Genomic DNA, 21663 nt, shown 5'->3' with positions numbered 1-21663 from the left:
GAGGTCAGTCGGTCGCGAACCGGAGCGCGAGAGCCGCTTGGATCTCCACGTGCCGGACCAGGAAGGCGCGCTCGTCGAGCCGCTTGCGCCGCAGCCAGCCGGTCACCTCGTCGTTGCACTTGCTGGCGTTGCAGGAGCCGCAGGCGGGCGCGAGGTTGGCCAGCGTGTAGCGCCCACCCCGGGAGAGGGCCTGCACGCAGTCGCGCTGTAGGGGCTTGTCACTCGCACCGCAGTAGGCGCAGCCGCCCCAGGCCTGCTTCAGCGCACTCCACTGCTCGTCGCTGAGGTCGTGCTCCACGGCGGCCATCCGGCGCTTGCGCTTCCGCACGGCCCGTCCCCTGCGACTCCGGTCGATCGGCACCGCGTCAGCGTAGGCAACTGCTCGCCCGAGCCGGCGCCCGGCGCGCGCGAGCTGGTGACTCAGGTGAGGCCGGGGAAGTTGCTCGGGGGGACACCGAAGGCGATCTCGCGCAGGGCGCTGGAGTCCAGGGCGGTGATCGCCCAGCGGCGTTCGGTGCCGGCGGTGTTCGCCACCACCTCGGCGTAGGTGCGGGTGACGCGCTGCTCGATGGTGCGGGCCACGTCCATGATCTGGTCGGGGGTGGAGGTCGGCCCGGGGGCCTCGTAGTCGGGCTCCGCCGCGACCGGGTCCGCGTCCTGCGCCGCCACGAGCACGGTGAGGTGATCGCGGGCGGCCCGGTGGTCGCCGTAGGCCTGGTCGAGCCGGGTGAACAGCTCCGGCTGTCGCGACTTCGAGGACTGCGCGCCGAGCAGTCCGTAGACGTGCACCGCCGCGTGCTCCGCGGCGAGCGCCTTCTGCAACGCCTCCACCGGGGTCATCAGGACCACACCGCGAGTCGCTGGGTGACGCCCGCGCCCATGCTCGCGAGCAGGCGGGCGAAGTCGCCGCTCTCCGCGCGCACGGCCAGCTCGGCGAGGCTGTCGTGCAGCCGCTGCTCCCGCCTGCGCAGCTGGGCCAGGGCCGGCTCGCGGCGGCGGGGGACGGCGTACGGCGCCGGGGTCGCGCTCGCTGACGCCTGGGCCCGTGTCGGGACCGCGTCGACCAGCGTCTTCTCGTGGGCCTGGTGCATCTGCGCCAGCGCGGCGAGCTGCGGGCGGAGGGCGGGGAACCGCGTCACCGTGCCCGCCACCGCGGCGCTGACCGCGCGGATCTCGGCGAGGGCGCTGGTGGCCACCGCGACGTCGGGTGCGAGCTCGGCGGGCCGCGCGGGCGCTTCGTCGTCGACGGGGTTGTCCACGCTGCACCCGCTGGCGACGACCCCGGCCGTGCCCGCCACCGCGAGGGCGATCAGCGACCGCCGCGAGACGGAGCTGCCGCCGAGGGCGGTACGCAGTGCGGGGGAGTCGACCACGGGGGAATCCTAGGGCTGGTCGGCCCCGGGCCCCGGAATGGTCGGAGGTCGTGGCGAGTGGCGCTAGGCTGAGCGGACCACAACAACACAGCAGGGAGGCCTGGCACAGATGCCCGTCGCGGACACCAGAGATCGCCTGGCTGAGGAGCTCACCGGTCCCCTCGGGGAGCTGGGGCTCGACCTCGAGGCCGTGGACCTGACCACTGCCGGCAAGCGCAGCGTCCTCCGGGTGGCCATCGACAAGGACGGCGGAGTCACGATGGATGACATCGCCGACGCCACCCGAGAGGTTTCCCGCGTGCTGGACGAGAGCACCGTCATGGGCGAGCGGCCCTACACCCTCGAGGTCTCCTCGCCCGGGGTCGAGCGACCGCTCACCCTTCCCCGCCACTGGCGACGCAACACTGGACGACTGGTCAAGGTGGTCCTCCCCGAAGGGGAGCCCGTGACCGGCCGGATCATCACCACCGACGACGAAGGCGCCGTCCTCGACGTCGAGGGCACCGAGCAGCGGGTCGAGTACGCCGTGGTGAAGAAGGCCAAGGTCCAGATCGAGTTCAAGAAGGAGACCGACTAGATGGACATCGACATGAGCATCCTGCGCATGCTCGAGCGGGAGAAGGAGATCTCCTTCGAGGTGCTGGTCGAGGCCATCGAGCAGGCCTTGCTGACGGCGTACCACAAGTCGCACGAAGGCCAGGAGAACGCCCGCATCGCGCTGGACCGCAAGACCGGCCACGTCACGGTGATGGCCCAGGAGCTCGACGAGGACGGCAACGTCGTCGGCGAGTTCGAGGACACCCCCGAGGGGTTCGGTCGGATCGCCGCGACCACCGCGAAGCAGATCATGCTGCAGCGGCTGCGCGACGCCGAGGACGAGCGCAAGTTCGGTGAGTTCGCCGGCAAGGAGGGCGACATCGTCTCCGGGCTGATCCAGCAGGGCCGCAACCCCGACGACGTGATGGTGGACCTCGGCAAGCTCGAGGCGCTGCTGCCCGCGGGGGAGCGGGTGCCCGACGAGGACTACTCGCACGGCACCCGGATCAAGTGCCTGGTGATCAGCGTCCGCAAGGGCATGCGCGGTCCTCAGGTGATGCTCTCGCGCACCCACCCCAGCCTGGTCAAGAAGCTCTTCGCCCTCGAGGTCCCCGAGATCGCCGACGGCACCGTGGAGATCATGGGCATCGCCCGCGAGGCCGGCCACCGCACCAAGATCGCGGTGCGGTCCAACGTGCCCGGCGTGAACGCGAAGGGCTCCTGCATCGGCCCGATGGGCCAGCGCGTGCGCGCCGTGATGAACGAGCTGCACGGCGAGAAGATCGACATCATCGACTGGTCCGACGACCCGGCCCGCCTGGTCGGCAACGCGCTGAGCCCCGCACGGGTCTCCAGCGTGACCGTCGTCGACGAGGCCTCCCGCTCGGCACGCGTCGTGGTGCCCGACTTCCAGCTCTCGCTGGCGATCGGCAAGGAGGGCCAGAACGCGAGGCTCGCCGCCCGGTTGACCGGCTGGCGGATCGACATCCGCTCCGACGAGGCGCCGGTCGCCCCGAACACGCCCGCCGCCTGACCCGTGGCCCCGCTCACCCGGTCCCCTCCGGGGGTCGGGTGCACACGTAGTACAGGTTCTGGTCGTCGTGCGGGAGCTGGTGGGCGCGTACGGAGAACCCGGCGCCCGCCAGCATCTGCTCGGCCATCGGCCGGCCCCACGCGGCGCCCAGCCCGTCGCCGCCCTGGGCCAGTGACACGGTCATGCAGTGCATGCACGAGATCGTGTACAGGAACGCCCCCAGTGGGTGGTCGAGGTCCCCGTGGTGCGAGCCCGAGGTGTTGATGTCCTGGGCGAGGTAGGTGCCCTCCTCGCGGAGCAGGCCGCTGATCCCGGCCAGCACTCGCGCCGGGTGCGCCTGGTCGTGGACGGCGTCGAAGGTGGTCACCAGGTCGAAGCTCCGCGCCGGCCACAGGTCACCGAGCAAGGTGGCGTCCCCGACCAGGAACCGGAGGTTGTCGAGTCCGGAGGAGCCGCCCTCCGCGTGCGCGATCGCGTCGGGGGAGAGGTCGAGGCCGGTGAACCGGGACGCCGGGAAGGCTGCGGCGAGCTGCTGCAGGGCCCGCCCGCGGCCGCAGCCGACGTCGAGCACGTCGATGCCCGCGCGCAGCCGCTCGCTCAGCCCCGGCACCAGCGGCAGGATCTCCTCCTCCAGCGCGGCGAGCACCGTCTGCTCCGAGTCGGCCTCCATCACCTCGTGGAACCGTGGGAACTCCTCGTAGGCGACGCCGCCACCCTCGCGGAAGCACTCCACCAGTCGGTCCTCCACGCCGGCGAGGACCGGGACGAACTGCGCGGTCGCCGCCACGTTGAGCCCACCGCTGCCGGTGAGCAGGGCGGCGTGCTCCGCGTCCAGCCAGTACGTCGCCGTCGCCGGGTCGTGATGGGTGATCCTGCCGACGGTCATCGCGCCCAGCCACTCCCGGACGTAGCGCTCCTGGAGCCCGGCCGCCTCGGCGAGGCCCGCGCTGTCCACCGGCCCGCGACCGGCCAGGGCGGTGAACAGCCCGGTGCGGTGCCCCAGGGAGATCATCAGGGCCAGGGAGGCGTCGTTGACGACCCGGACGAGGCGGTCGAGGGCCTGCTCGAGCCGGTTCTCGTCGACCTGCTGCTGCTGCACGCTCATGGCAACCTCCAGTTACAGACTGATTGGTATGGAACGACACTGCGCCTGATCCCACGCCTGGGCAAGGCCGGTCTGGACCGTGCGAGGTGCTCTGCTGGGTAGGCTGGGCACTCCTAACCGACCAGATGGTCCAGGAGGTCAGATGCCACGCGACGGCACGCCGACCCGCACCGCGATCCTCGACGCCGCGGAGCGACTCACCTTCGAGCGCGGGTTCGCCGGGGCGCCCGTGGACCGGATCGTCGAGGCGGCCGGGACGACCAAGGGGGCCTTCTTCCACCACTTCGACTCCAAGCAGGACCTCGGGGACGCGCTGATCAGGCGGTGGGCCGAGGGCGATGCCCGCCACCTCGAGGAGAAGCTCGGCCGGGCCGAGCGGCTGGTGGAGGACCCGCTGCAGCAGCTGGACCTGTTCGTCGGGTTCTTCATCGAGGAGGCGGAGAGCTCGGCCGGGGAGATGCCGGGCTGCCTGTTCGCGGCGTACACCTACCAGGCGGGGATGTTCGCTCCCGAGACCCTCGAGGTGCTCGCCGAGGCGATGCTCGCCTGGCGCCGGCGCCTGCGCGCCAAGCTGGGGGAGATCGCGCTCACCCGGGCCCCGGCGAAGGGCGTCGACCTCGACGCGCTGGCCGACTCGGTCAACGTGGTCTTCGAGGGAGGGCTCGTCGTCTCCCGGGCGGTGGGGGACCCCGGTGTGATGGTCGCCCAGCTGCGCCTGTTCCGGGCGCAGCTCGCGCTCACCTTCACCGGGTTCGGTTCTGGGGCGCCGCCCCGGTAGAGTGGGTTCCGGTGGATTCGCGACTGGACATCTCGACGCACTCCGACAGTCCCATACGGACGTGCATCGGGTGCCGGAAGCGGGCCACCAAGCGTGAGTTGCTGCGGATCGTCGCAGGGACGGACGCGGAGAACACCCAGGGATCGCAGTCCGGGTCCTGGTTCGCCGTACCCGACCCGAACGGCACCGCACCTGGACGTGGGGCGCACCTGCACCCCACTGCCCGATGTCTGTCGCTCGCCGAGCGCAAACGTGCCTTCTCGCGGGCTCTGCGGCATGATGCCAGGGTCCGGGGAGCACTGAGCCTCGAGCGGTTGAGAGAGCATCTCGACGAGGCAGGACAGCAACTCGAGCAAGATTCGTCTTAGTCAAGCGCCTACAAGAACTGGAGCATCAGCTCATGAGCCTGCGATGAGAACTTCGCGATGAGCATGCACATCAACTAGCGGTCCGCTGCCCTTCTGGGTCGGTACGGACCAGGAGGAAATACGTGGCAAACACCCGAGTCAGTGATCTGGCTAAGAAGTACGGCGTTCCCAGCAAGGAGGTCATCGGCCTCCTTGGGGACCTCGGCGAGTTCGTGAAGGCGCCGTCGTCCGGCATCAACCCCCTCGTCGAAAAGCGCTTCAACGACACCTACGGTGCCGACCTCGCCGCCAAGGCCGAGGCCAAGGCAGCGAAGAAGGCGGCCAAGAAGGCCCCCGCCGCGCCCGCCGCAGAGCCGGCCGAGGCGACGAACGGGGCTGCCGCGCCGGCCCAGGCCGACGCCCCGGAGGCGCCCGCCGCCGTACCGGCCGAGCAGCCCGAGGTCGCGCAGCCCGCGGCCAAGGCCGAGCCCGCTGCGCCCCGGTTCACCCCTGGCCCCCGTCCGCGGGTCCAGGCGGTCCCCGAGCCCGAGCCCGAGGTCGTCGAGCCCGTCCAGCCCGAGGCAGCGAAGCCCGCTGCCGAGGCGGCTCCCGAGACGCCGGCCCAGCCGGCCGCGGAACCGGACGCCGACGGCGGAGAGCCGGCTGCGCCCGCCGCCAGTGCGGGATCGGGCTTCAAGCCCGGGCCCCGCCCGGCCCGCCCCGGCGCTCCTCGCCCCGGCAACAACCCGTTCTCCTCGACCCAGGGCATGGGCAGCCGCCCGGCGCCCGCTCCCGGTGCGCCGCCCGCGGCTCCCGGTGGCGCGGCTCCTGCTGCCCCCGGTGCGAACGACCAGCGTCCGCCGCGCCCGGCCGCGGCGCGCGACGGCATGCCCCGTCCGAACCCGGCGATGATGCCGAAGTCCCCGGCTGCCTTCGGTGGTGGCCCCGGCGGTGCTCGTGGTGGCCCCGGTGGCGCTCGTGGTGGCCCCGGCGGTGCCCGTGGCGGCCCCGGCGGCGCTCCCGCCCGTGGTGGCCCTCCCGGCCGCGGCGGGTTCGGTGGCGGTGCCCCCGGCATGAGCGGTGGTCCCGGCGGTTCGCCGGGCGGAGCCCCGGGCGGTCGCCCGGGTGGTCCCGGACGCGGTCGTCCCGGCCAGCGCGGCAGCACCCAGGGCGCCTTCGGTCGTCCCGGTGGCCCTTCGCGACGGGGACGCAAGTCCAAGCGCGCGCGTCGTCAAGAGTTCGAGCAGATGGAAGCTCCGACCATCGGCGGCATGCGCGTCCGCAAGGGCAACGGCGAGACCGTTCGCCTGGCCCGGGGCGCCTCGCTGACCGACTTCGCCGAGAAGATCGGCGTCGACCCCGCCTCGCTGGTGCAGATGCTGTTCCACCTGGGCGAGATGGTCACCGCGACCGAGTCGGTCAACGACGCGACCCTGCAGCTGCTCGGTGAGGAGCTCAACTACACCGTCGAGGTCGTCTCCCCCGAGGACGAGGACCGCGAGCTGCTCGACTCCTTCGACCTGCAGTTCGGGTCGGACGAGGGCGACGAGGAGTCGCTGGTCGCACGTCCGCCGGTCGTGACCGTCATGGGTCACGTCGACCACGGAAAGACCAAGCTCCTCGACGCACTGCGCACGGCCAACGTCGTGGAGAAGGAGGCCGGTGGGATCACCCAGCACATCGGCGCCTACCAGGTCCGCACCGAGGTCGACGGCGACGAGCGCACGATCACGCTGATCGACACCCCGGGTCACGAGGCGTTCACCGCCATGCGTGCTCGTGGTGCCCAGGCGACCGACATCGCGGTGCTCGTCGTGGCCGCAGATGACGGTGTGATGCCGCAGACGGTCGAGGCGCTCAACCACGCCAAGGCCGCCGGTGTCCCGATCGTGGTCGCGGTGAACAAGATCGACAAGCCGGACGCCGACCCGACCAAGGTCCGCGGCCAGCTGACCGAGTACGGCCTGGTGCCCGAGGAGTACGGCGGCGACGTCATGTTCGTCGACGTCTCGGCCAAGTCGCACCTGAACCTGGACAAGCTGCTCGAGGCGGTCGTGCTGACTGCGGACGCCTCGCTCGACCTGCGGGCCAACCCCGACCAGGACGCCCAGGGCCTCGTCATCGAGGCACACCTGGACCGCGGTCGCGGACCGGTGGCGACGATCCTCGTCCAGCGCGGAACGCTCCGCGTCGGCGACTCGATCGTGGCGGGTCCGGCGTACGGCCGGGTGCGCGCCATGCTCGACGAGCACGGCGAGACCATCGAGCAGGCGGACCCGTCGCGGCCCGCGATGGTGCTCGGTCTGTCCGGTGTTCCCGGTGCGGGCCAGAACTTCATCGTGGTCGAGGACGACCGGATCGCGCGTCAGATCGCCGAGCGGCGTGAGTCGCGTGAGCGTGCGGCCATGCAGGCCAAGCGTCGCGTGCGCCGCAGCCTGGAAGACTTCATGGCTTCGATGGAGAAGGGTGCGGTCCCGGACCTCAACCTGATCCTGAAGGGCGACGTCTCCGGTTCTGTCGAGGCACTCGAGGACGCGCTGGCCAAGATCGACGTCGGCGACGAGGTGTCGCTGCGCGTCATCGACCGCGGTGTCGGTGCGATCACCGAGACCAACGTCGACCTGGCGGCCGCCTCCGACGCGATCATCATCGGGTTCAACGTTCGCCCGCAGGGCAAGGCGACCGAGATGGCCGACCGCGAGGGTGTGGAGATCCGGTACTACTCGGTGATCTACCAGGCCATCGAGGAGATCGAGGCCGCGCTCAAGGGCATGCTCAAGCCCGAGTACGAGGAGCGGACCCTGGGCCAGGCGGAGATCCGCGCGATCTTCCGCAGCTCCAAGATCGGAAACATCGCCGGCTGCATGGTCACCAGCGGCCTGATCCGCCGCAACGCCAAGGTGCGCCTGCTCCGCGACGGGAAGGTCGTGGCCGACAACCTCGACCTGGCCTCCCTGAAGCGCGAGAAGGACGACGCCTCCGAGGTCCGCGAGGGCTTCGAGTGTGGTCTGGTGCTCCGTGGGTTCAACGACATCAAGGAGGGCGACATCGTCGAGGCCTTCGAGATGAAGGAGATCCCGCGCACCTGAGTCCTGTGATCGGGGGTCGCCCTTGTTTGGGGCGGCCCCCGACCGCTCGCTCCGGGAGGTGCTGCCGCCGCCCGTCGGACGACTCCGGCGGGCCCCTGCGCGGCCTCCCTCGCAACCACCCCTCCGCTCGTTCCTCGCTCCGGGGGGCCAGTCCCATCCACGCTCGGTCGGCCGCTCCGCGGCCCGCCGGAGTCGCTGGTGGGGCGAACCGTCACAGCCGACCGCCACGAGCGGCCGAGGGCCGCAGCGTTAACGTCAACCAGGCAACACAACCCAGCCGCACGGAAAGCCAGGCCAGAGAAAAATGAGCAACCCACGGGTCAGGAAGATCGCCGACCGGATCAAGGTCATCGTCGCCGAGATGCTCGAGCGGCGGATCAAGGACCCGCGGCTGGGGTTCGTGACGGTCACCGACGTTCGGGTCTCCGGTGACACGCTGCAGGCGTCGGTGTTCTACACCGTGCTCGGGGCCGAGGAGGATCTCGAGGGGACCGCGGCAGCGCTCGCGTCCGCCCGGGGGCTGATCCGTTCCGAGGTCGGCAAGCAGCTCGGGATGCGGCACGTGCCGACGATCGACTTCATCCACGACGCGCTGCCCGAGACCGCGCGCCAGATCGACGACCTGCTCGAGCGGGTGCGGGCGGCCGACGCCGAGGCGGCCAAGTCCGCCAGGGCCGGGGCGTACGCCGGGGAGCCGGACCCGTACAAGAAGCCGCGTGAGCCCGAGGCCGAGGACGACCCCGAGGACTCCGAGGAGTCCGAGGACGTTTCCGGGGACGACTCCGCGGCCACGGACGACCGGGACCAGTGACAGCGGGACCGCTCAGCGGCCTGGTGGTGGTCGACAAGCCCGCCGGGATCACCTCGCACGACGTCGTCGCCAAGGTCCGCCGGCTTGCCGGCACCCGCAAGGTCGGCCACGCGGGCACGCTCGACCCGATGGCGACCGGCGTGCTCGTGCTCGGCGTGAACCGGGCCACCCGGCTGTTGGGACACCTGCTGGTCACCGACAAGTCCTACGACGCGACGATCCGGCTCGGCGCCTCCACGACGACCGACGACGCCGAGGGCGAGGTGGTCGCCACGGCGTCGACGAAGGACGTCACCGACGAGCAGGTGCTGGCGGCGCTCAGCGGGCTCGTGGGCGAGATCGAGCAGGTGCCCTCGGCCGTCTCGGCGATCAAGGTCGACGGACGCCGCGCCTACGAACGCGTTCGCGCGGGGGAGGCGGTCGAGCTGCCGTCCCGCAAGGTCCGGATCGACTCCATCGAGGTGCACGAGCTGCGCCTCGGTGATGACGGGGTGGACGTCGAGGTCTCCGTGCGCTGTGCGAGCGGCACCTACATCCGGGCGATCGCCCGAGACCTCGGTGCCGGGCTCGGCGTGGGCGGCCACCTCACCGCCCTGCGGCGCACCTCGGTGGGGGAGTTCGGCATCGAGCAGGCGCGGACGCTGGAGCAGCACCAGGAGGAGCTGGTCGTGCTCCCGATCGCGCAGGCGGCCCGGGCCAGCTTCCCGGCGTACGAGCTGGACGACTCGCAGGCCGCCGACGTCCGCGTCGGGCGCAAGCTGCCGGTCCAGCTCGGGCACGGCGGCCCCGTGGCCGTCTTCGCCCCCGATGGGGAGTTCCTGGCCCTCTACGAGCAGGTCGCGGACGCCACCGATCCGCTGGCAGCGGCGGTCGCGGTCTTCGTCTGAGGCCGTCGCCAGTAGTGTTCACGCCGTGCGAATCTGGCGTTCCCTCGACGACCTGCCGGCCGACCTCGGCCGCGTCGTCGCCGTCATCGGCAACTTCGACGGGGTCCACCTCGGTCACCGTCACGTGATCCGGCGCGCCCGCGAGCTCGCGGACGCCCAGGACCAGCCCGTGGTGGCGGTGACCTTCGACCCGCACCCGATGGCGGTGCTGCGGCCCGAGCACGCCCCCCAGGCGCTGACCGACATCGAGCGCCGCTGCTTCCTGCTCGCCGAGGCAGGGGTCGACGACGTGCTGGTGATCCCGTTCTCGCGCGAGATCGCCGCCTGGAGCCCGCAGGAGTTCGTCGACCGGGTGCTGGTGCAGGGCCTGCACGCCTCAGCGGTGGTGGTGGGCGCGAACTTCCGGTTCGGTGCCCGTGCCGCCGGTGACGTGGCGATGCTGGCCGAGGCCGGTCGCTCCCAGGACTTCGCGGTGGACGGCGTCGAGCTCGACGGCGGCCCGCAGGTGTGGTCCTCGACGTACGTGCGCACCTGCCTGGCCGGCGGGGACGTGGAGGGCGCCGCCGAGGCGCTGGGACGCCCGCACTCCGTGGTCGGTCCGGTCGTGCGCGGCGAGCGCCGCGGTCGTGAGCTCGGTTACCCGACGGCCAACGTCGCGGCCCGCGGTCTCGCCGCCCCCGCCGACGGGGTGTACGCCGGATGGCTGACCGTGCTCGATCCCGCGACGGGCCAGCCCGCCGGTGAGCCGCTGCCCGCGGCGATCAGCGTGGGGATGAACCCGACCTTCGCGGGGGAGCGCGACCGCAGCGTGGAGGCCTACGTGCTGCCCGAGACCCCGGACGGGGAACCGCGCGACCTCGACCTCTACGACGAGACGGTGGCGATCTCGTTCGTCGCGCGGATCCGCGGGATGGTCAAGTTCGAGGGCGTGGACGCCCTGCTCGAGACGATGGCCGACGACGTCGTACGCACTCGGGCCCTGCTGGGCCTGGACCGGGGATGAGGCGCGCGAGGCCGGTCGAGACCCTGGCCGCGACCGACGCGTGGTTCCTGCGCAATGGCCTCTCCTACTTCGTGCCCGAGCAGCGCCGGTCCGCCCGGGAGGCGCTGCGCCTGCGCCGCACGCTGCCGCTGCTGCTGACCGGCGTGCTGGTCGCCGCGGCCGTGGGGCTGGGCCTGGCCTGGTTCACCGAGGAGCTCAGCCTGGCCCCGGCCACCCTGCTGACCGTCGCGATGCTCGCCGCGGTCTGGTACGCGCTCACGGCGCTCCACGTGCGCCCGATCGTCACCTGGGCCCTGTCGCGGACCTTCGGCGGGCTGCGCACGCTGCTGCCGATGATGAGCCGGGCGCTGCCGCTGCTGCTGCTGTTCGTGACCTTCCTGTTCATCAACGCCGAGGTCTGGCAGGTCGCGGCCACCCTGGACGGGGGAGTCCTGTGGCTGACCGTGCTGCTGTTCGCGGTGCTCTCGGTCGCGTTCCTGCTGGTGCGCCTGCCCGAGGAGGTGGACCGCACCGACGACGACGTGGACGACGCGTTCCTGCTCAGCGCCTGCGCCGGCACGCCCCTGGAGCAGGTCGCCCGCGAGCTGGTCGCGGACCCCGCGATCGACCCGCGGGCGCACGCCGAGGTCACCGGCTTCGAGCGGTGGAACCTGGTGCTGGTCCTGGTGATCGTGCAGACCGTGCAGGTGCTGCTGATCGCCGTGTCGGTGTTCGTGTTCTTCCTGCTGTTCGGGTCGCTGGTGATGACCGGTGACGTCACCCGGTCGTGGATCGGCGAGGAGAGCGTGCACGCGATCCCGTGGCTGCCGAACGTGACCCTGGAGCTGTTCCAGGTCTCGGTCTTCCTCGCCGCGTTCTCCGGGCTCTACCTGACCGTGTCCACGGTGACCGACGAGACCTACCGGGAGCAGTTCTTCTCCCAGGTGCAGCGCCAGCTCGAGCGGGCCGTGGGGGTGCGGGCGGTCTACCTCGCGCTGCGCGAGCGTGACCGTGCGGACCAGACCCCGATGACGCAGCCGATCACCCCTGCCGGCGGGTCCCTCTAGCCGGGGAGCTGGCGCTTCATCACCTTGCCGGCGTCGTTGCGGGGCAGGTCGTCGAGGACCACCACCTGGCGCGGGACCTTGTAGCCGGCGAGGTGCTTCTTCACGTGCTGCTTCAGGTCCTCGGGGGTGGCCGCTGCGTCCGGCCGGAGCACCACGTAGGCGTCGAGACGCTGGCCGAACTTCTCGTCCTCGACGCCGATCACCGCCGCCTCCACGACGTCGGGGTGGGCGTCGAGCGTCTCCTCCACCTCCAGGGGGTAGACGTTCTCGCCCCCGGAGACGATCATCTCGTCGTCACGGCCGACCACGTAGAGCCGCCCGGCCTCGTCGACCCGGCCGAGGTCGCCGGAGACCATGAAGTCGTCGTGGAAGGACTTCGTGTCGCCGGAGGTGTAGCCCTCGAACTGGCTGTCGCTGGACACGGTGATCCGTCCCACCTCGCCCGGCGCCACCTCGCGGTCCTCGTCGTCGAGGATGCGCAGCGTCGTACCCACGACCGGGCGGCCGGCGGTGTCCGGGGCCACCCGGAGGTCGGCCGCGGTGGCGGTGCTGATCAGGCCGGCCTCGGTGGCGTTGTAGGAGTTGTGCACCACGTCGCCGTACCGGTCCATGAACGCGGTCACCGCGTCGGGGCGCATCCGGGACCCGCTGGCCGAGACGAACCGCAGCGTCTCCAGCCGGTAGCGGTCCAGGGTCTCCGCGGGCAGGTCCATGATCCGCTCCAGCATCACCGGGACCAGCGCGAGCCCGGTGGCGCGGTGACGCTCGACGAGGTCGAGGGTCGCCTCGGGGTCGAACCTGCGCCGCATCACCACGGTGCAGGCCATCGAGGCGGAGATCGCCAGCTGCCCGAAGCCCCAGGCGTGGAACATCGGCGCGGCCACCACCGTGGTCTGGCCGGCACGCCACGGGATCCGCTCCAGCATCGCGGCCAGTGACCCGGCGCCACCGCCGGAGCGCCGGGCGCCCTTGGGGGTGCCGGTCGTGCCCGAGGTGAGCAGCACGGTCCGGCCCGGACGTGGCGGCGTCGCGGGCCTCTCGCCGAGGTGCTGCTCGATGAGTACGTCGAGCTGGTGGTCCGCCTTCGTGGGGGCGTGGGGGTCGTCGCGCCAGGCGAGCACCTCGACCAGCCCGTCCACCCGGGACCGGGCCTCCTCGAGAAGCGGAGCGAACTCCTCGTCGTACACCACCAGGCTGGCGTTCTCCCGCTCCAGCACGTCGCCGAGCTGCGGGCCGGAGAAGCCGGTGTTCAGCAGCAGCGCGTCCGCCCCGATCCTGGCGGCCGCCGAGAGCGACTCGACCAGGCCCCGGTGGTTGCGGCACAGGATGCCCAGCGTCCCCGACCGGTCGCCGAGCAGCTCGCCCAGCGCCACGGCCGCGGCGTCGCTGCGACGGTCGAGCTCGGACCAGGTCAGCTGGCCGCGTTCGTCGATCAGCCCGACGGCGCCGGGACTGCGGACGGCCGAGAGGCTGATCCCGGTCATCGCGTTGGCGCCCTGGCGGCGCAGGACCGCCGACTGGCGCAGGTACTTGTCCGGCCGCATCGGCGCGACCAGCCCGGCCACCACCAGGACGCGGAAGGTCCACAGCAGCATCCGCAGCGCGTGCAGGGCCGCGCGCAGCCGGTTCATCCGAGCACCGGGAAGCGGCGCTCGCGCTTCAGCTCGTTCAGGGCCGTCTGCATCCGCTCCCGCACCGCCTCGTCAACCTCGGCGATGTCGGGGTCGGGCCCGAACTCCTCCACGATGTCGATCGGGTCCAGCACCCGGGTGCGGATCTTCGTGGGCAGCGGCAGGTTCGGCGGGAACGCCAGCGTGAGGCCGAACGGGAAGCCGAAGCTCACCGGCAGGTACTTCGTGCGGGTCAGCCGCTCCAGCCTGAGCAGCCTGGCCAGCAGCTCACCGCGGAACAGGTGGAGCTGGCTCTCCTGGCCGCCGATGCTGACCACCGGCACGATCGGCACCCCCGCGGCCAGGGCGGTGCGGACGTACCCGCGGCGACCGCCGAAGTCGATCAGGTGCGCACGGGCGGAGGGGCGGAAGACGTCGTAGTCACCGCCGGGGAACACGATCGTCACGCCACCGGAGGCGAGCACGGCGTGGGCGTTCTGCCTGGTCGCGGGCAGGAAGCCGACCCGGCGCATCACCGGCCCCGCCGCCCCGAGGAACAACAGGTCGTGGGCCAGCACGTAGAGCGGGCGCTCGGCCCCGAACGCCTCGTGGAAGGCCACGGCCAGGATCGGCACGTCCATCGCGATCAGGCCGCCGGAGTGGTTGGAGACCATCAGGGCGCCGCCCTCGGGGACCTTCTCCATCCCGGTCACCTCCGAGCGGAACCAGGTCCTGACCACCAGCCGCAGCAGCGGGATCAGCCCGGCGACGTACGCGCCGTCGCGGTGGCCTACCTCCCGGGAGCGGTCGCCGTCCTCCTCGGGCAGGTTGTCCATGAGGGCTCCAGGCGTCGACGGCACGGCGGCGTGATGGGCTACAACCTAGAACGTGTTCTCCTTTTTGGAAACGAGAACTGGAACACATTCCAGTTCTCGCTTGCCGCCGGCGGGTCCACGCCCCAGACTCTCGGGGGTGGAGCGGATGGAGGGTGTCGACGCGGGCTACCTCTACATGGAGACGCCCGCGATGCACATGCACACCCTCAAGGTCGCGATCCTGCAGCCGGCCCAGCCCTTCGAGCTCTCCCGCCTGGTCGAGGAGCTCCTGGCCCGGCTCGCCCAGCTGCCGCCGCTGCGTCGCCGGGTGCTGGTGCCCCCCTTCCACCTGAACCACCCGCTGTGGCTCGCCGACCGCGAGGTCGATCCCGACCGGCACGTGTTCTGGCACGAGGTGACCGGGGGGATGCCCGGCCTGGAGGAGCTGATCGGTCAGGTCGCCGGTACGCCGCTCGACCGGTCCCGGCCGCTGTGGGAGATGCACGTGTGCCAGCCGTTCGACGACGGGCGGGTGGCAGTGATCACCAAGATGCACCACGCGCTGGCCGACGGGGCTGCGGCGAACGCGTTGATGTCCGGGCTGGTCGACGGCGCCGCCGGCAACGAGGTCCCGCGACCCGCGCGGGAGCGTGACCTGCCGGCGCTCGAGCTGGAGCCCACCCCGTCGCGGCGCGACCAGCTGCGCTCGGCGCTGTGGGACGCGATCCGCCAGCTGGGCAGCGTCCCGGGCCTGGTGGGCCGGACTGTGAGCGCGGTGCTCTCGCTGCTGCGGCACAAGCGCACCTCATCGGTCGCGGTGCCGCGGCCGATCCTCGACGTGCCGGACACGCGGTTCAACGGACCGCTCACCCCGCGGCGCAACTTCGCGACCTGCACGCTGTCCCTGTCTGACCTCAAGGAGGTGCAGCGCGCCCACTCGGTGACGCTGAACGACGTGGTGCTGGCCGTCGTGGCGGGTGCGCTGCGCAGCTGGCTGCTCCGCGAGGGGGAGCTGCCCGACCGGCCGCTGGTGGCCGGCGTGCCGGTCGGCACCGACGCCCCGGGCGCCCCGCCGCGGCTGGGCGGGAACCGCGTCTCGAACCTGTTCACCTCGCTGGCCACCGACGTCGCGGACGCGGGGGAGCGCCTGCAGGCGATCGCGCGGGTCACCCGGGAGTCGAAGGTCGTCCAGCGCACGCTCGGCCCCGACATGCTCGTGGACTGGGTGCAGTTCGCGCCTCCGGCGCCGCTGAGCGCGGTGATGCGGCTCTACTCGCGCAGTGGTGCGGCCGCCCGGCACCCGTCGCCGTTCAACCTGGTGGTCTCCAACGTGCGCGGGCCGGGCGAGGAGATCGACATCTCCGGAGCGCGGCTGTGCGACCTGTTCAGCGTCGGCCCGATCCTGGAGGGCATCGGGCTCAACGTCACCGCCTGGTCCTATGTCGACCGGATGAACTTCTCCGTGCTGGGCTGCCCCGACCTGGTGCCCGACCTGGCTCCACTGGTGGCCGGGCTGCCGGTGGCGCTCGAGGAGCTGCGGTCCGCGACACGCAGATGAGCGCTCTGCACACTATTCCGCATCGCGTAGTAGTGTGCAGCGCGTGGACACCACCCAGCTCCTCAAGGGAGTGCTCGACCTGACGGTGCTGGCCGTGGTCGACGACGAGGACGGCTACGGCTACGACATCGTCCGCCGGCTCCGTGATCGAGGCCTCGACGACGTCGGGGACGCCTCGGTCTACGGCACGCTCCGGCGGCTCTACGCGGCCGGCGCACTGACGTCGTACGTCGTGGCCAGCGAGACCGGGCCGCACCGCAAGTACTACGGGATCACGCCCGCCGGGCGGACCCAGCTCGAGCAGCAGCGCGACGACTGGGCGTCGTTCTCCACCACCGTCACCCGCATCCTCCAAGGAGCCACCGCATGAACACGGTCCTGTTCACCCCCGAGATCCGGCTCTTCGTCCGGGCCGTCCGTGAGCGGCTCGAGGACCTCACCGAGGAGGAGCGCGAGGAGCTGGTCGGCGGGCTCGAGGCCGACCTCAACGACCTGGTCGAGGACAAGGGCGTCGATGCGCTGCCCGACCCGGGGGACTACGCGCGCGAGCTGCGCGCCGCAGCGGGCTTCGACCCGGAGATGCGACCCGTGCGGCCGCACCGCAAGCCGGTGGAGCGCGTGACCGCGTTCCTCGACGCAGCCCACCTGCGGTGGGAGACGTTGGTCTCCGGCCTGCCCGGCGACCCCTGGGGCCTGGCCCAGGCGCTTCGCCCCGCCTGGTGGGTGCTGCGGGCCTGGGTGGCGCTGCAGCTCGTCGACCTGCTGTGGGGCAGCGGCTCCTACAACTTCGGCCTGTCCCCGATCCCGTCGTTGCTGGGGTGGGGTTGGGTCCTGCTGGCCGTCGCTGCGCTGGTGAGCGTCCAGATCGGCCGTGGCCGACTGTGGCCGGGACGCCCCGGCGGCGGTCTCATCGGCCGGCTGCTGCTCCTCGCCGCGAACGCGCTGGCGCTGGCATGCCTCCCGGTCACGGTGACCAGCGTGGCGACGCCGGCCAGCCTGGAGGTCGGATGGGGCGACCCCGTCGCGAGCTACGAGCAGGGGCGCAACGACGCGTTGGGGGAGTTCGATCGCGCCGGGCTGTACGCCGACGGCCGCTGGGTCTCCAACATCTACCCCTACGACGCCGCCGGGCGCCCGCTGGTCGGCGTACAGCTGTTCGACCAGACGGGGAAGCCGGTCGACGTGCAGACGCAGACCGAGTGCGTCTACGTCGACGGCACGCCCGTCGACAAGGGGCGTGTCTACTACCCCTGGACGACGGCGGCCGGCCAGGCGCGCAACGTCTTCCCGGTCCCGAGCCGGGTCCAGGGCCCGGAGACCCCCGACCCCGATCCCGACGCGTTCGCCGGAACGGACCGTCCCGGCGTCGGGCAGTTCCCCCGGACCGAGGTGCCCGCGGCGAGCCTTCCCGGGGTTCCGGTGAGCCGGGCGACCACGCCGGCGAAGGCCTACGTGCCCGGGACCTCGCTGGGTGCGCCGATCAACCCGATCGACCAGGGCTGCTGATTTCGCCCACCGGTGGTGCGCTGATAGCCTTGGATAGTTGCCCGCAAAGGGTGACTTTGCCGTGCAACGGCCGCGGACAGATAGTGCCCGGGTGAACAGGCCCCGGCGCGCCGCGCAACGACCAAAGAGAGATGGGTAGTTCAACGTGTCGATCGGTACTGACGCAGAGACCAAGAAGAAGATCATCGCCGAGTACGCCACCGGCGAGGGTGACACCGGTTCCCCCGAGGTGCAGGTCGCACTTCTGAGCCACCGCATCGCTCACCTGACTGAACACCTCAAGCAGCACAAGCACGACCACCACAGCCGTCGTGGCCTGCTGCTGCTCGTGGGCCAGCGTCGTCGTCTCCTGAACTACCTGGAGAAGACGGAGATCGAGCGCTACCGCTCGATCGTCTCCCGCCTCGGCCTGCGTCGCTGAACCCGGAACGCACCCACCTCGGTGGGTGCGTTTCTGCTAGACCGCACAACTGAAAACACACCACACATCCCCAGGAGCGGCCCGCGGACGCCGGCCTCCGGTAGTGGCTCCCTCTGTGCTCTGGAAGAGCAACCGGAAGAACTCGGTACAGAGTGAGCCTCGATCGAAGACCGGCCTTGACGCCACAGGCTCAAGAGCGCGCGGCTCGCTCCGCGAAGAGAAAGGGAATCCCTTGACTGAGGGCCCCGAGATCACAGTTGTCGAGACAGTTCTCGACAACGGCAAGTTCGGCAAGCGCACCATCAAGTTCGAGCACGGGCTGCTCGCCCGTCAGGCCGCTGGCGCCGTCACGGCGTACATCGACGACGAGACGATGATCCTGTCGGCGACCACCGCCGGCAAGCACCCCAAGGACCACTTCGACTTCTTCCCCCTGACGATCGACGTCGAGGAGCGGATGTACGCCGCGGGCCAGATCCCCGGCTCGTTCTTCCGCAGCGAAGGCCGTCCGGGCGAGGACGCGATCCTCACCTGCCGCCTCATCGACCGCCCGCTGCGCCCGACCTTCAAGAAGGGTCTGCGCAACGAGGTCCAGGTCGTCATCACCGTGATGGCGCTCGACCCCGACCACCCCTACGACGTGCTCGCGATCAACGCGGCGTCGCTGTCCACCCAGCTCTCCGGCCTGCCGTTCTCCGGCCCGGTCGGTGGCACCCGCGTGGCGCTGATCGAGGGCCAGTGGGTTGCCTTCCCGACGCACAGCCAGCTTGAGAACGCCGTCTTCGACATGGTCGTCGCCGGTCGGGTCACCGACACCGGTGACGTCGCGATCATGATGGTCGAGGCCGAGGCCCCCGAGAATGCGTGGAACCTCGTGCAGTCCGGCACCCAGGCTCCCACCGAGGAGATCGTGGCCCAGGGCCTCGACGCCGCGAAGCCGTTCATCAAGCAGCTCATCGAGGCGCAGGCCGAGCTGGCCAAGCAGGCCGCCAAGCCCGTCCAGGAGTTCCCGATCTTCCTCGACTACGAGGACGACGTGTACGCCGCCGTCGAGGCTGCCGCGAAGAACGACACCGCCGAGGCGCTGACCATCGCCGGCAAGCAGGAGCGCGAGGACCGCCTCGACGACATCAAGGCCGGTCTGCTCGAGAAGATCGCCGGTGACTTCGAGGGTCGCGAGAAGGAGATCGGCGCGGCGTTCCGCTCGCTGACCAAGCAGCTCGTCCGCGAGCGTGTGCTCCGCGACAAGGTCCGCATGGACGGCCGTGGCCTCACCGACATCCGGACGCTGTCCGCCGAGGTCGGCGTGGTCCCGCGCGTGCACGGTTCGGCGCTGTTCGAGCGTGGCGAGACTCAGATCCTGGGCGTCACCACCCTGAACATGCTCACCCTGGAGCAGAAGCTGGACACGCTCTCCCCGGAGAAGTCGCGTCGCTACATGCACAAGTACGTCTTCCCGCCCTTCTCCACCGGTGAGACCGGTCGCGTCGGTTCGCCGAAGCGTCGCGAGGTCGGCCACGGTGCGCTCGCGCGCCGCGCGCTGCTGCCCGTGCTGCCTTCGCGTGAGGAGTTCCCCTACGCGATCCGCCAGCTCTCCGAGGCGATGGGGTCCAACGGCTCCACCTCGATGGGCTCGGTCTGCGCCTCGACCCTGTCGCTGCTCCAGGCCGGTGTGCCGCTGCGCGCCTCCGTGGCCGGTATCGCCATGGGCCTGATCTCGGGCGAGATCGACGGCAAGCTCGAGTACGTCGCGCTGACCGACATCCTCGGCGCCGAGGACGCCTTCGGCGACATGGACTTCAAGGTCGCCGGCACCCGGGAGTTCGTCACCGCGCTCCAGCTCGACACCAAGCTCGACGGGCTTCCCGCCGAGGTGCTCGGAGCCGCGCTGACCCAGGCCCGTGACGCGCGGATCGCGATCCTCGACGTGATGGCCGAGGCCATCACCGAGCCCGAGGAGATGTCGGTGCACGCGCCGCGCATCATCTCGGTGCGCGTGCCCGTCGACAAGATCGGCGAGGTCATCGGCCCGAAGGGCAAGGTCATCAACCAGATCCAGGACGACACGGGCGCGACCCTGTCGATCGAGGACGACGGCACGGTCTACATCGGTGCGACGAACGGCGAGGCGGCCGAGGCTGCTCGCCAGGCCGTCAACGCGATCGCGAACCCGACGATGCCCGAGGTCGGCGAGCGCTACCTGGGCACGGTCGTCAAGACGACCAACTTCGGTGCGTTCGTCTCGCTGCTCCCCGGCAAGGACGGGCTGCTGCACATCAGCAAGCTGCGCGGCCTGGCCGGTGGCAAGCGGGTGGACAACGTCGAGGACGTCGTCTCGGTCGGCCAGAAGCTCCAGGTCGAGATCGGCGAGATCGACGACCGCGGCAAGCTGTCGCTGATCCCGGTCGTGGACCAGAACGCCGAGACGGTCCCGTCCTCGGACGACGACTCCGCAGACGACTCCGAGTGACCGCAAGGTCTTGAAGGGTCTTCCTGACGGCGTACGCCGGACCGTCCTGAAGGGCGGTCTGCGCGTCGTCACCGAGCACATGCCGGGCGTTCGCTCGGCAGCGGTCGGGGTGTTCGTGCAGGTGGGGTCCAGGGACGAGGCGGCGCAGCTCAACGGCGCGTCGCACTTCCTGGAGCACCTCCTGTTCAAGGGCACCCCGACCCGCTCGGCCATGGACATCTCCGCGGCCTTCGACGAGGTCGGCGGTGAGTTCAACGCCTACACCGCTCGCGAGTACACCTGCTACCACGCACGGGTGCTCGACGAGGACCTGCCGATGGCGCTAGACGTCCTCGGCGACATGCTCACCTCCTCGCTGCTCACCTCCGCCGACGTGGAGGCCGAGCGCGAGGTGATCCTCGACGAGATCGCCATGCACGACGACGATCCCGACGACGTGGTGCACAACCTGTTCGCCTCGACGGCCTGGGCCGGCACTCCGCTGGCCCGGCCGATCGCCGGCACTGCCGAGTCGATCAAGGCACTCTCCGCGACCCAGGTGCGCGGCTACTACAAGCGGCGCTACCGGCCCGAGGTGATGACGCTGGCCGTGGCCGGCAACGTCGACCACGCGGACGTCGTACGCCGTGCCCGGCGCGCGTTCGGGCGCAACGGCTTCCTCGCCGGCGATGCCAAGCCCGCGGGCCCACGCCTCGCCGAGCGGCCCCGGCCGCTGCGGCATGGCGAGGTGTCCACCACCCGGCCCTTCGAGCAGGTCAACGTCGTGCTCGGGATGCAGGGCCTGACCCGGTCCGACCCGCGCCGCTACACCCTCTCGATCCTGCAGACCGCCCTCGGCGGCGGCTCCAGCTCGCGGCTCTTCCAGGAGGTCCGGGAACGGCGTGGGCTGGCCTACTCGGTCTACTCCTTCGGTCTCGGCTACTCCGACGCCGGCATGGTCGGCGTCGCGGCGGGCTCGCTGCCCTCCAAGGCCGAGCCGCTGCTGCGCGTCGTGCGCGAGGAGCTCGTCAAGGTCGCCGAGTCCGGCCTGAGCGAGGAGGAGGTCGAGCGCGGCAAGGGACAGGCCCGCGGCGGCCTCGTGCTCAGCCTCGAGGACAGCGGCTCCCGGATGACCCGCCTCGGCGAGGCGGAGCTGTTCCAGCACCGGCTGCGCTCGGTCGACGAGGTGCTCGAGAGCCTCGAGTCGGTCACCGTGGCGGACGTGCACGCCCTGGCACGCGAGCTCTACACCCGGCCGCAGACGCTGGCCTCCGTGGGCCCGGCCAGCTAGTCAG

Annotated in this window: 21 protein-coding genes; 15 read left to right on the top strand and 6 right to left on the bottom strand. The window is 71.3% G+C overall.

Annotated elements, in window-relative coordinates:
• Positions 1–4: 4 nt before the first annotated feature.
• Genes AC4BGC_RS11905 through AC4BGC_RS11895 form a run of 3 tightly spaced genes read right to left on the bottom strand, consistent with a single transcriptional unit; the run spans position 5 to position 1373 of the window.
• Entirely contained in the window at positions 5–361 is a 357-nt protein-coding gene (locus tag AC4BGC_RS11905) for an HNH endonuclease (protein WP_490548249.1), read from the bottom strand.
• A 59-nt stretch (positions 362–420) separates the two neighbouring features.
• Positions 421–840 (bottom strand): ferritin-like domain-containing protein, encoded by a 420-nt coding sequence (locus AC4BGC_RS11900; RefSeq protein ID WP_490555933.1) that lies wholly within the window; start codon positions 838–840, stop codon positions 421–423.
• Positions 840–1373 (bottom strand): hypothetical protein, encoded by a 534-nt coding sequence (locus AC4BGC_RS11895; RefSeq protein WP_490555931.1) that lies wholly within the window; start codon positions 1371–1373, stop codon positions 840–842. Before AC4BGC_RS11895 ends, AC4BGC_RS11900 begins: the two co-directional genes overlap by 1 nt.
• A gap of 109 nt (positions 1374–1482) precedes the next feature.
• Here AC4BGC_RS11895 and rimP point away from each other — a divergent pair, with 109 nt between their 5' ends.
• On the top strand, positions 1483–1950 hold the full coding sequence (gene rimP, locus AC4BGC_RS11890; protein ID WP_490548252.1) for a ribosome maturation factor RimP: 468 nt from the start codon (positions 1483–1485) through the stop codon (positions 1948–1950).
• Complete coding sequence (gene nusA, locus AC4BGC_RS11885) at positions 1951–2943, top strand: transcription termination factor NusA (RefSeq protein ID WP_490548254.1); 993 nt, start codon at positions 1951–1953, stop codon at positions 2941–2943.
• A gap of 13 nt (positions 2944–2956) precedes the next feature.
• On the opposite strand, the gene AC4BGC_RS11880 is transcribed toward nusA, so the two are convergent.
• The gene (locus AC4BGC_RS11880; RefSeq protein WP_490555929.1) at positions 2957–4048 is read right to left on the bottom strand and encodes a class I SAM-dependent methyltransferase; all 1092 of its coding nucleotides are present in this window, start codon (positions 4046–4048) and stop codon (positions 2957–2959) included.
• 142 nt (positions 4049–4190) lie between these two features.
• Here AC4BGC_RS11880 and AC4BGC_RS11875 point away from each other — a divergent pair, with 142 nt between their 5' ends.
• The 7 genes from AC4BGC_RS11875 (at position 4191) to AC4BGC_RS11845 (ending at position 12009) form a co-directional block, all read left to right on the top strand.
• Positions 4191–4826, top strand: a complete 636-nt coding sequence (locus tag AC4BGC_RS11875) for a TetR/AcrR family transcriptional regulator (RefSeq protein ID WP_490555928.1) — start codon at positions 4191–4193, stop codon at positions 4824–4826.
• 11 nt (positions 4827–4837) lie between these two features.
• Positions 4838–5194 (top strand): YlxR family protein, encoded by a 357-nt coding sequence (locus AC4BGC_RS11870; RefSeq protein ID WP_490555926.1) that lies wholly within the window; start codon positions 4838–4840, stop codon positions 5192–5194.
• Between the two features lie 122 nt (positions 5195–5316).
• On the top strand, positions 5317–8262 hold the full coding sequence (gene infB / locus AC4BGC_RS11865; RefSeq protein ID WP_490555925.1) for a translation initiation factor IF-2: 2946 nt from the start codon (positions 5317–5319) through the stop codon (positions 8260–8262).
• 304 nt (positions 8263–8566) lie between these two features.
• Positions 8567–9073, top strand: a complete 507-nt coding sequence (rbfA, locus tag AC4BGC_RS11860; protein ID WP_490555923.1) for a 30S ribosome-binding factor RbfA — start codon at positions 8567–8569, stop codon at positions 9071–9073.
• Positions 9070–9960: a tRNA pseudouridine(55) synthase TruB gene (truB, locus tag AC4BGC_RS11855; protein WP_490555922.1), complete on the top strand. Its 891-nt coding sequence runs from the start codon at positions 9070–9072 to the stop codon at positions 9958–9960. The genes rbfA and truB overlap by 4 nt, the downstream gene beginning before the upstream one ends.
• Before the next feature lie 25 nt (positions 9961–9985).
• On the top strand, positions 9986–10963 hold the full coding sequence (locus AC4BGC_RS11850; protein WP_490555920.1) for a bifunctional riboflavin kinase/FAD synthetase: 978 nt from the start codon (positions 9986–9988) through the stop codon (positions 10961–10963).
• The gene (locus AC4BGC_RS11845) at positions 10960–12009 is read left to right on the top strand and encodes a hypothetical protein (protein ID WP_490555919.1); all 1050 of its coding nucleotides are present in this window, start codon (positions 10960–10962) and stop codon (positions 12007–12009) included. The genes AC4BGC_RS11850 and AC4BGC_RS11845 overlap by 4 nt, the downstream gene beginning before the upstream one ends.
• Here AC4BGC_RS11845 and AC4BGC_RS11840 read toward each other — a convergent pair.
• Positions 12006–13640 (bottom strand): AMP-binding protein, encoded by a 1635-nt coding sequence (locus tag AC4BGC_RS11840; RefSeq protein WP_490548269.1) that lies wholly within the window; start codon positions 13638–13640, stop codon positions 12006–12008. The genes AC4BGC_RS11845 and AC4BGC_RS11840 overlap by 4 nt on opposite strands.
• Positions 13637–14455 carry a 1-acyl-sn-glycerol-3-phosphate acyltransferase gene (locus tag AC4BGC_RS11835; protein WP_490548270.1) on the bottom strand — a complete coding sequence of 273 codons (819 nt, stop codon included), beginning with the start codon at positions 14453–14455 and terminating at the stop codon, positions 13637–13639. Before AC4BGC_RS11835 ends, AC4BGC_RS11840 begins: the two co-directional genes overlap by 4 nt.
• Positions 14456–14600: 145 nt before the next feature.
• Between AC4BGC_RS11835 and AC4BGC_RS11830 the strand changes: the two genes are divergently transcribed.
• The 6 genes from AC4BGC_RS11830 to AC4BGC_RS11805 all read left to right on the top strand — a co-directional run bounded on the left by AC4BGC_RS11830 (position 14601) and on the right by AC4BGC_RS11805 (position 21659).
• Entirely contained in the window at positions 14601–15992 is a 1392-nt protein-coding gene (locus AC4BGC_RS11830; protein ID WP_490557179.1) for a wax ester/triacylglycerol synthase family O-acyltransferase, read from the top strand.
• Between the two features lie 43 nt (positions 15993–16035).
• Complete coding sequence (locus AC4BGC_RS11825; protein ID WP_490555917.1) at positions 16036–16362, top strand: PadR family transcriptional regulator; 327 nt, start codon at positions 16036–16038, stop codon at positions 16360–16362.
• A complete protein-coding gene (locus AC4BGC_RS11820; protein WP_490555915.1) occupies positions 16359–17498 on the top strand; it encodes a hypothetical protein in 1140 nt (379 codons plus the stop codon). Before AC4BGC_RS11825 ends, AC4BGC_RS11820 begins: the two co-directional genes overlap by 4 nt.
• A gap of 145 nt (positions 17499–17643) precedes the next feature.
• Entirely contained in the window at positions 17644–17919 is a 276-nt protein-coding gene (gene rpsO / locus AC4BGC_RS11815) for a 30S ribosomal protein S15 (protein ID WP_490548273.1), read from the top strand.
• A gap of 232 nt (positions 17920–18151) precedes the next feature.
• Positions 18152–20389 carry a polyribonucleotide nucleotidyltransferase gene (locus AC4BGC_RS11810; RefSeq protein ID WP_490555914.1) on the top strand — a complete coding sequence of 746 codons (2238 nt, stop codon included), beginning with the start codon at positions 18152–18154 and terminating at the stop codon, positions 20387–20389.
• Positions 20390–20399: 10 nt separating this feature from the next.
• Positions 20400–21659 carry a M16 family metallopeptidase gene (locus tag AC4BGC_RS11805; RefSeq protein ID WP_490548275.1) on the top strand — a complete coding sequence of 420 codons (1260 nt, stop codon included), beginning with the start codon at positions 20400–20402 and terminating at the stop codon, positions 21657–21659.
• Positions 21660–21663: the final 4 nt, after the last annotated feature.

Source organism: Nocardioides sp. Z38_18, assembly GCF_058215695.1.
Note: the sequence above shows the minus strand (reverse complement) of the source record. Positions and strands in the feature narration are given on the sequence as shown.